The 9,040-nt window shown below is 64.2% G+C and carries 4 protein-coding genes and 2 pseudogenes; 5 read left to right on the forward strand and 1 reads right to left on the reverse strand.

The genetic code is table 11. The annotated features are described in order from the left end of the window. From ACXWUF_RS13260 to ACXWUF_RS13270, 3 genes and pseudogenes are all read left to right on the forward strand, one after another. Positions 1 to 299: pseudogene (locus ACXWUF_RS13260) on the forward strand (RimK family alpha-L-glutamate ligase); the annotation flags it as partial. Positions 300 to 616: 317 nt separating this feature from the next. Beyond that, the gene (locus ACXWUF_RS13265) at positions 617 to 2,470 is read left to right on the forward strand and encodes a putative bifunctional diguanylate cyclase/phosphodiesterase (protein WP_458495145.1); all 1,854 of its coding nucleotides are present in this window, start codon (positions 617 to 619) and stop codon (positions 2,468 to 2,470) included. A 351-nt stretch (positions 2,471 to 2,821) separates the two neighbouring features. After that, positions 2,822 to 3,220, forward strand: a complete 399-nt coding sequence (locus ACXWUF_RS13270; protein ID WP_458495146.1) for a DUF6524 family protein — start codon at positions 2,822 to 2,824, stop codon at positions 3,218 to 3,220. Positions 3,221 to 3,271: 51 nt separating this feature from the next. On the opposite strand, the gene ACXWUF_RS13275 is transcribed toward ACXWUF_RS13270, so the two are convergent. Continuing rightward, positions 3,272 to 4,585, reverse strand: a complete 1,314-nt coding sequence (locus tag ACXWUF_RS13275; protein WP_458495147.1) for a M18 family aminopeptidase — start codon at positions 4,583 to 4,585, stop codon at positions 3,272 to 3,274. A gap of 203 nt (positions 4,586 to 4,788) precedes the next feature. Here ACXWUF_RS13275 and ACXWUF_RS13280 point away from each other — a divergent pair, with 203 nt between their 5' ends. Both ACXWUF_RS13280 and ACXWUF_RS13285 read left to right on the forward strand, forming a co-directional pair. Continuing rightward, positions 4,789 to 8,235, forward strand: coding sequence for an ABC transporter substrate-binding protein (locus ACXWUF_RS13280; RefSeq protein ID WP_458503290.1), 3,447 nt, complete (start codon positions 4,789 to 4,791; stop codon positions 8,233 to 8,235). Between the two features lie 202 nt (positions 8,236 to 8,437). Next, positions 8,438 to 9,040 (forward strand): annotated as a pseudogene (locus ACXWUF_RS13285) (hypothetical protein); the annotation flags it as partial.

Raw genomic sequence — 9,040 nt, forward strand, 5'->3', positions numbered from 1 at the left:
CCCATTGGCAGGTGGTCAAGCACGAGACCTCGGGGCGCCGGGTGGAGGGGGGCTTCAAGACCTTCGCGATTGAGGCAGCGCCCAAGCCCGTGGTGGACACCGCCCTGCGGCTGGCGGGCCTGATTGGCGATGGCCTCTACGGCGTGGATTTGAAGCAGAACGACAAGGGGGTCTACGTCATCGAAATCAACGACAACCCCAACCTCGACTCAGGAATTGAGGATCAGGTGCTGGGCGAGCGGCTGTACGATCTCATCATCGGCGAATTCGTGAGGCGTCTGGGGGCCCGGCGGCGCTGAGCGGTGGGAGCGGTTTCCAACCGCGACTTCCGGCTGAATAGTGGGAGTAGCTTCAAGAGCATTTTTGGATTGGATGTACAGGCGTGGGAGTGGGCTTTAGCTCACGCCTTGGGGCGGTAGTCGCGGGCTAAGCTAAAGCCCGCTCCCACGGTAAGCGCTGGCAACTGACCCGGTATCAATCTTGGACCATGGACTATCCTTTTCTTGAGTATTTGCATGGGATAGCCTACACAGGGTCAAGCGATGTTCTATAGCGTTGGCTGCCGTCATCTGGTTTCCCGGTATCTCGTTCGGCGCGATAGCGCCGAACCACGGGAATGAACGAAATCCCCTCGATGTTCGCCGAGCACACGGTCGGGCTGTACATTCTGTACGGCCTCGCGCTCTTGGTGTTGCCCACGGTCTTCCTGCTGGTCCGGCGGGCCGACGCGGCGGCGCGGAAGCGTTTGGAAGCCACCGTGGAACAGTTGCAAACTTCCGAGCGGTGCCAGGGAGAATTGGCCGCGCTGGCCCGCCAAGAACAGGACCGGCTGCGGGCGCTGCTCTCGGCCATGAAGGTGGGCATCCTGTTTGAAGACCGGGCGCGTCGGGTGGAGTATGTGAACCCGGCCTTTCTGTCGATCTGGGCCATAGAAAAGGGTTTTAGTCCGGTGGGGCGTCATACCCACGAGGTGATTGAGCATTCCGCCCGCCGCTTCGTCCGGCCCGAACACGCCTTGGGGCAGGTGTTCAATTCGGAAGACATGGCCGAGCATCTCGAACTGGATTTCCGCGATGGCCGGATCGTGACCCAGACCGGCCACGTCGTCGCCGATGTTGACGGCCATCCCTTGGGGCGGATGTGGCTCCACGAGGACGTGACCCACCAGCGCCACACCGCCGAAAAACTCCTCTACCTCGCCGAGCGCGACCCCCTGACCGGACTCTACAACCGGCACCGCTTCCAAGAGCATTTGGAGCGCTCGATTTCCGCCTGCTTGCGCAACAATGGCCGGTTCGCGCTGATTTATTTCGATCTGGACGAATTCAAGTACATCAACGACACCTACGGCCACAAGGCTGGCGACACGGTCCTGGTGCGGATCTCGGGGGAGGTTTCGGCCTTGGTCCGCAGCGCCGACACCTTCGCCCGGCTGGGGGGCGACGAATTCGCCATCCTCTGCGCCCTAGCGGACGGGGATGATCCGTTTGTGCTGCCGACCCGGCTCATCGGCGCCATCGGGGCGATTCCATTCCGCTTCCGGGGCACCAGCCTCCGGCTGACCGCCAGCGTCGGCATCGCCATCTTCCCCGAGCATGGCGACAACGCCGAGGATTTGGTGGCCCACGCGGACACCGCCATGTACCAGGCCAAGGCGCAGGGCAAGAATACCTGGTCGCTGTACGACCCGGAGGGCGGCGTGTCCGAAGCCATGGCGCGGCGCTCAAGCTGGAACCGGCGGCTCACGGAAGCCTTGGAGCGGGATGGATTCGAGCTGCACTTCCAGGGCGTGTACGAGGCCGAGGCCAAGCGCCTCAGCCATTTGGAGGTGTTGGTCAGAATGGTCGACTCGGCCGCGCCGGACACGGTCCTGATGCCCGACCAGTTCATCCACGCCGCCGAGAAGAGCGGTCAAATCACCGAGATCGACCGTTGGGTGCTGACCCGGAGCATCGAGCGGCTGGGCCGGAGTCCCGTGCTGCCGCCCTTGTCCGTCAATATCTCCGGGCGCAGCTTCAACGATCCGAGCCTGCCGGAATTCATCCGCGCCACGCTGGCCCGGCACCGGGTGGCCCCCGAGCGGCTCATCGTCGCCCTGACCGAGACCGCCGCGCTGGCGAATATTCAGGGTGCCCAGAGGTTCATCGAGACCACCCGGCGGATCGGTTGCCGGGTGTGCCTGGACGAGTTCGGCAGCGGCTTTTCCACGTTCGCCTACCTCAAATATCTCGGTGCCGACATCTTCAAGATCGACGGGCTATTCGTCCGCGACCTGCCCAACAACCCGGACCATCAGGTGTTCGTGAAGGCCATGGTGGACGTGGCCTCCGGCCTGCAAAAGAACCTCGTCGCCACCCATGTGGAGGACGAGCCGACCTTGCTTTTGCTGCGCCACCTGGGCGTTGAGTTGGTCCAAGGCTACCATTTCGACCGGCCCGTCGCCGACCATCCCGCTCTGACATCCTCCTGAATCGGGCCGCGCCGCCGCTTCGTTCCGGGCGGGCGGGTTGCCAGTCACATTCACGCGGCACTACACTTTCGCTTCTTTTAGGATTTGGCCGCGAATGACTTCCCCGAATCACCGTGGGAGCGGTCCCTTCGACTTCGCTCAGGACAAGCTTTAGACCGCGACAATTCCGCGCCTGGTCGTGGCCTGAAGGCCACTCCCACAGCGGCGCCGCGATGGGATTGCTGCAAGATTCCCTGCGCTAACGCGCCATAAAGTAGTGGGAGTGGGCTTCAGCCCACGAGCCGAGATGGCTGTCGCGGGCTGAAGCCCGCTCCCACGGCATCTTTCCGCACACTGCCTTCGGATGAATCAATGGTCGGATTCCTGCTGCGTTTTTTAATGTCCCTGATTTTGGTGTTCGCCACCTGGAATCCGTCGGGCTGGTCTTATGTCCACTGGTTGCTGAACATGCTGCCCAATGTGACCGCCGGGCTGGCTTTCGCCGGGGTGGTCCTGTTGATTGGTTGGATTTTGTTCCTGCACGCGACCCTGGACTCGCTGGGCGTGCTGGGCATTCTGCTGGCTGGCGCGTTCTTCGGCACGCTGACCTGGCTGCTGTTCGACCTGGGTTGGCTGTCCGCCGAGAGTGGCGTTCTGAGTTACGTGGCCTTGGTGCTGATCGCGGCGGTCTTGGCCTTGGGCATGTCCTGGGCGCATGTCTGGCGGCGGCTGTCGGGACAGGTGGAGGTGGACGATGAGGGACGGGATTGATGCGGCTGTGTTAGGGATAACATCCCCGCAAGGGATGTTATCCCTGGCCTTTCAAGGCAGCTCCGCCGCGCCGAAGAACGCCGTCAACGCCGCCGCGAACCACGCCTGATCCAGCGTCCCGGCGCTCTCTCTAGCGCTGTGCATGGCCCACATGGGGCAGCCGCAATCCACCGTCGGGATGCCCAATCGGGCAGAGGTCATGGGGCCGATGGTGGAGCCGCAGGCCAAGTCGGTGCGGTGGACGTATTTCTGGCAGGGCACCCCGGCGGCTTCGCAGAGCGCCATGAACCGCGCCTCGCTCAGGCCGTCGGTGGCGTAGCGCTGATTGGCGTTGATCTTCACCGCGGGGCCGCCGTTCACCCGGATGTGGTGCAGTGGCTCGTAGGCGTTGGGAAAGTTGGGATGATGGGCGTGGGCGGCGTCGGCGCTGATTAAAAAGCTCCGCGCCAGGGCACGCTTGTAATCCGGCGTGGCGGTGCCCATGGCGTGGGCGATGCGTTCCAGCACGTCCCCGAGAAAGCTGCCATCCGCGCCCTTGTGGCTCTCGCTGCCGATTTCCTCATGATCGAAGAACGCCGCCACCGAGGTGTGCTTCCCGCCTTCCGCCGCCAGCAGCGCGGTGAGTCCGGCATGACAGGATGACAGGTTGTCGATCTGCCCGTCGGCGATGAATTCCCCGTCCGCGCCCCAGAACGCGCCTTGCTGCGTGTCTTGGACATTCAGCTCGAAGCTCAGAATATCGCCCGCCGCACAGCCCGCCCGTTCCGCCAGCAGGTCTAGGAACCGCTCTTGCGGCGTCACCGACTCGTCCAGCGCGGCCAGGATCAAGGGCAACTCGCTTTGCTTGTTGAGCTTCAAGCCATCCTCGTTCACCGAGCGGTTCATGTGGATGGCGAGATTCGGCAGCCGCAGCAATGGCCGTTCGAACCGCGCCCGCCGCTCGGCGATGCCGCCCGCGTCCCGCACACAGACCCGGCCCGCGAGACTCAAGTCGCGGTCGGTGAAGGTGGCGAGGATCGGCCCGCCGTACACCTCCACCCCCAGCCGCAGTAGGCCATCGCCGTGGGCGCCCTTGGGCTTGACGCGGAGTCCCGGCGAATCGGTGTGGGCGCCGACCAGCCGGAAGCCATGCTCGACCAGCGGGCCATTGCCCACCCGGAAGGCGACCAGCGAGGAGCCGCCCCGGATGATGTAATGCTTGCCGCCGGGCGCGAGGGTCCAGGCGTCGGGTTCTTGCAGGCGGGTGTAGCCGTGGGCCGTGAGCCGCTGTTCCAGGGTGTCCACCGCGTGCCATGGGCTGGGGCTGGCGTCGATGAAGGCGAGGAGGTCTTGGGCGTGGGCTTGGGATTCGGGGGGTATGGTCATGATGCTCGGCTGGCTGTGGTCGGGAGTTGGCTGAGTTTAACGCCAACCCATCGCGTTTTGTCCAATCCCGGATTCCCGCCCCGCGCATCAAGAGCCGCCAAGCGCTTGGCGAGCAAGCCCAGCCATCGCATGTAAAATTGAAGTTTGGCCGGGTGACGAAATCGCACCGTCCCTGGCGCTGCTTTTCCCGAGAGTTCATTTCCATGCGCCTTTACGTCCTGGCCGTTCTACTTGCTTTGTCATCCCTTCTGGCTGGACCTTGCCTGGCTTCCGAGTCTGTCGTGCTGCAACTCAAGTGGCGGCACGCCTATCAATTCGCTGGCTACTACATGGCTCAGGAACGGGGCTATTACCAGGAGGCGGGATTGGCGGTGGAGATACGGGAGGGGCGGCCCGGCATTGATTTCGTCGATGAGGTCGTGTCGGAGCGGGCGCACTACGGCACTGGCTCCTCCGGCGTGGTGCTGGACCGCAATCAGGGTCGGCCCTTGGTGGTGCTGGCGGTCATCTTCCAGCATTCGCCGGACGTGCTGATGGTTTCCGCCAAATCCGGCATCACCTCGCCCCAGCAGCTCGTCTTCAAGACCGTGATGCTCAGCGACAGCACGCCAGCCATCGCCGCCATGCTGCTCAACGAGGTCGGCTCCCTGCATAAATTCACCTTGCTGGATCAGGCCAACGACCTGCAAGGCTTGATCGACGGACGACTGGACGCGGTGGCGGGCTATGACACCGACCAGCCGTTCTTCTTCCAGGAAAAGAAGTCTCCGATCACCTTGTTGCGGCCCATCCATTACGGCGTCGATTTCTACGGCGATAACCTGTTCACCAGCGAGCGGGAACTGCGCGAACATCCCGAGCGGGTGAAGGCGTTCCGGGAAGCCAGCTTGAAGGGCTGGGAATACGCCATGGGGCACCCGGTCGAAACCATCGCGGTGGTCCAAAAATACGGCGCCCCCGGCAGCGCGGCCCATTTGCGCTACGAATACGAGGCCATGCGGGAGTTGCTGTTGCCCGAACTGATCGAGATGGGCCACACCAATCCGGGGCGCTGGCGGCACATCGCCGACACCTACGTGCGGTTGGGGCTGCTCCGCCCGGACTACTCCTTGAGCGGCTTCCTGTACGATCCCAATCCCGTGGCCGGCCACGACAAGCTCAGGAAATACGCGCTCCTGGCGCTGGGCGTGGCTTCCCTCGCCGTGGTGGTGATACTGGGCCTGTTGGCGTTCAACCGTCGCTTGCAACGGGAGGTCAAGGTCCGCCAGCAGGCCGAGGCGGCGTTGCAGGAACGGGAGACCCGCCTCCGCACCATCATCGACAACGAGCCGGAATGCATCAAACTGCTGGACCGCGAGGGTCGGCTCCTGGATATAAATCCCGCCGGACTCGCCATGGTCGAGGCGGATTCCTTAGCGCAGGTCCGGGGACAGCGCGTCTGCGCCATGGTGGAGGGCCGCGACCGGGCCGCCTTCCAGGACATGGTGGAGGCCGTGTTCCGGGGGGAAACCCGTCAAATGACGTTCGGGGCGGTGGGCCTGAAGGGCGGGCGGCGCCTCCTCGAATCCATCGCCGTGCCGTTGCGGGAGTTGTCTGGCGGGGGGGCCGTGTATGCCCTGCTGGGCGTGACCCGCGACGTGACCGAGCGCAGGCGGATTGAGTCCGAGCTGGACCGCTACCGCCACCACCTCGAAGAACTGGTGGACGAGCGCACCCGGCAATTGATCGAGACCAACCGCGCCCTGGAAGCCACCCGCGACCAGGCCGAAGCGGCCAACCGGGCCAAGAGCGTGTTCCTCGCCAACATGAGCCACGAAATCCGCTCGCCCATGAACGCCATCGTCGGTTTCACCCATCTGTTGCGGCGGCAGGTCGGCGATCCCCAGCAATTGGATTATCTGCGGAAAGTCTCCGATTCCACCACGCACCTGCTGGCCATCGTCAACGACATCCTGGACATTGCCAAGATCGAGGCCGGTAAGCTGGTGCTGAACGACGGGGAGTTCGGGCTGGCGAGTCTGTTCAACGACGTCCAATCCCTGGTTTCCGAGCAGGCCGAGCGCAAGAGGCTGATCCTCGTCACCGAGATTGATCCCGGCCTGACGGGCATGTTCCGGGGCGACGCCTTGCGGCTGGGCCAAGTGTTGCTCAATTTCGCGGGCAACGCCGTCAAGTTCACCCCGCAAGGTTCGATTGCCATGCGGGCCAAGCGGATCGAGGGCACCGGCCAAGACGCCCTGCTCCGCTTCGAGGTCGAGGACACCGGCGTCGGCATCGCGCCCGAGGATCAAGCCCGCTTGTTCGAGGCCTTCGAGCAGGTGGACGGCTCGACCACCCGCCAATACGGCGGCACTGGCCTGGGGCTGACCATTTCCCGGCGGCTGGTGGAGCTGATGGGCGGCGCCATCGGCGTGGACAGCCAGCCCGGCCAGGGCAGCGTGTTCTGGTTTACTATCCGGCTGGCGACCTGTGCCCAGGCCAGCGTGACTCGCCCGGCGCCGGTGATGTCGCGTGGCAGCGAGCCATTGCCCGTGTCGGAAGCGGAGCGGACCTTGGCCCGCCGCCATCCCGGCGCACGGCTCCTGCTGGCGGAGGACAATCCGATTAACCGGGAGGTGGCGCTGGATTTGTTGCGCGACGCCCGGCTGGACATTGACGTGGCGGAAAACGGCGCCGAGGCGGTCGAGCGGGCGCGGCAAGCCCAGTACGATCTCATCCTCATGGACATGCAAATGCCGGTGCTGGACGGACTCGCCGCCACCCGCGCCATTCGGGCGCTGCCGGGCTATCAGGCCACGCCCATTCTCGCCATGACCGCCAATGTGTTCGAAGAGGACCGGCGGCGCTGCCTGGAGTCCGGCATGGATGACCATATTGGCAAGCCGGTGGACCCGGAGCGGCTGTTCGGCGCCTTGCTCAAGTGGCTGCCCGCCCGCCCGGAGGCGATGCCGACCGAGCCTCAGGCCGAAATGCCGGACACAGTGTCCCGGCCGGTGTGGCCTGAATGGCTGGACAAAATTCCCGGACTCGAACCCGCCCAAGGCTTGAAGTGCTTGAATGGCAAGCTGGAATCCTATCTGCGGCTGCTGCGGCGTTTCGCCGACACGCATCGCGGCGACATGGCGGAATTGCGGAAGCATCTCGACGCCGACGATTTAAATCACGCCCGGCGGCTGGCCCATTCGCTCAAGGGCGTGGCCGGCTCCCTGGGCGCGGCGCGGGTGCAATCCTTGGCGTCGGAGTTGGAGGCGCTGTTGCGTGAGCGGGGCGACAGGCGCCGAGTCACCGCGCTGGCCAGCGCCCTTGAAATCGAACTGAACAGCCTGATGGCGGCGATTCTCGCCCAGCCGGAGGAGGAGGTGCCGGTGGATAGGCCCGTGGCATCGGAACACCCGCCGTTTGAGGAAATCGTGGCCCGGCTCGATGTCTTGCTGGGGCAATGCGATCTGGAAGCGGCCACCGTGTTCCGCGAGTCGGCACCGTATTTGCGGGCTGAATTGGGCGAGCGGGCGGCGGACATCGGACGGCTGATCGACGAATTTGAATATGAGCGGGCCTTGGAGTTGCTGCGGAAGGGGGGCGGGCGCTTAGGCGGGCTTGCTCCGGGCGATGGCGTCGGGCATGAGTACCTGCCCGACCTACAGAACTAAGGCGATTTCCAGGAAAAGACATACCTTTAGGATGGGTAGAGCGAAGCGAAACCCATCACCCTGTGTCCGGCTCGATGGGTTTCGCGAGTACGCTCTACCCATCCTACATCCTACATCCAGATCAACGGTGACAAGCATTTTCGGAAATCGCCTAACCACTGACCACTGACCACTGACCACTGACCACTGACCACTGAAACCCATGCTGACTGAAACTCAAACCCTGGGCGCCAAGCTCGACCACACCCCTCAGCCCCTGCAATTCGGCACCAGCGGACGCCGGGGCCAGGTGATTCACCTCACCCAATTGGAAATCTTCATCAACGCCCTCGCCGAACTGGAATACCTGCAATCCCTGCCGGTGGAAGAGGGCGGCATCGTGGCGGGCGAGGAATTCTTCTTCGCCACCGACTTGCGGCCCAGTTCGACCGGCTACGTCCCCGAGCCGCAGGGCCGGGGCGAACTGGCCCAAGCCGTCGAGCAGGCCATCCTCGCCGCCGGCATGAGGCCGGTTTATCTGGGGAAAATCCCGACCCCCGCGCTGACCGCCTATGCCATCGCCCAAGGCCAGGGCAGCATGATGGTGACGGGCAGCCATATTCCCTTCGACCGCAACGGCTACAAGACCAACACCTCGCGGGGCGAACTGTTGAAGCAGCACGAGCGGCCCATCAACGAGCGGGTGAAGGAAGTCCGGGCGCGGCTGTATGCCCAGCCGTTCGATGAGTCCTTGTTCGATGCGAATGGCTTATTCAAATCCGGCCATCGCGACTTGCCCCCGGAAAATTTCGCGGCGGCGGAGAGC

This window comes from Methylomagnum sp., from assembly GCF_054333355.1.